Source organism: Moorena sp. SIO3I6 (assembly GCF_010672095.1).
This window is the reverse complement of record NZ_JAAHHU010001763.1, coordinates 1-1,013: the sequence shown is the minus strand read 5'-3', so window position 1 is coordinate 1,013 and position 1,013 is coordinate 1. Positions and strand designations below refer to the sequence as shown.

Sequence of the window (1,013 nt, the reverse complement as noted above, 5' to 3'; positions counted from 1 at the left end):
GCTAACCTATAACCAGCTAACCTGTAACCAGCTAACCTGTAACCAGCTAACCTGTAACCAGCTAACCTGTAATCGGCTAACCTGTAACCCCTAAAACTTTCATTAAAATACTGCCTGTTAATTTGTTAACCGGAAGGATGGCTAAGGGCGATTGGCCGTAGGCCACGCTACGCGATCGCATCTAATCTTGATGTGCTGTTGGCCAGTTATTTATGTTACCGGAAAGCTTTGCTCCCCATGCATAAATGTAAAGGACAGGAGCTTCCAGTGTTCCCTTAGCAATCTGATTTTATGGTGAGTTTATCTTCTCATAGTACTTCGCTGACCAACATGTCTGAGCGTTCCCACTTCCAGCGCTCTCTGAAGCGTTTGGCACAAAATGTTTTGCGTATGGGGGCTCTGGTAGAGCAATCTTTTCGACTGAGCCATCAAGCCCTCTTTGAGCGCAATCTCGAGACTGCCCAACATCTTGCCTCTCTTGATAAGCGCATTGATGGCTACTATCACCAAATTGAGATGGAATGTGTGACGCTAATGGCTCTGCAATCTCCTGTTGCCCAAGATTTACGGCTTCTGAGTGCTTTTATGCAACTAGTACGAGACTTAGAGCGCATTGGTGATTATGCTGAAGACCTGGGAGAACTATCAATAAAGCTGTTTCCTTATCCACCCCATCCCTGTATGCCAGAGGTGGAACTTATGTCTCATCATGCCCAAGCTATGCTGGCAACAAGTTTAAAAGCCCTAGCCGATTTAGATGCCATTGCTGGGCAAACCGTCAAAAAGCTGGACGATACAGTAGACGATGCCTATGACCAAGTTTATCAAACCTTGGCCAGTCAGCGGGATATCAAGGGTGTTGTTGAACCAATTCTTTTACTAGGATTAGTGATTCGCCATTTAGAACGAATGGCTGACCATGCTACCAATATCGGTCAACGAGTCTCTTATATTGTCACTGGTCAACGTTCAGGAGTTACTCCTGGCCGTTAGGTTCACTGCTTAGATAGCAA

The 1,013-nt window shown here is 45.7% G+C and carries 1 protein-coding gene; it reads left to right on the top strand.

Annotated elements, in window-relative coordinates:
* Positions 1 to 330: 330 nt before the first annotated feature.
* Positions 331 to 993 (top strand): phosphate signaling complex protein PhoU, encoded by a 663-nt coding sequence (gene phoU / locus F6K49_RS52940; RefSeq protein WP_293111151.1) that lies wholly within the window; start codon positions 331 to 333, stop codon positions 991 to 993.
* Positions 994 to 1,013 lie beyond the last annotated feature (20 nt).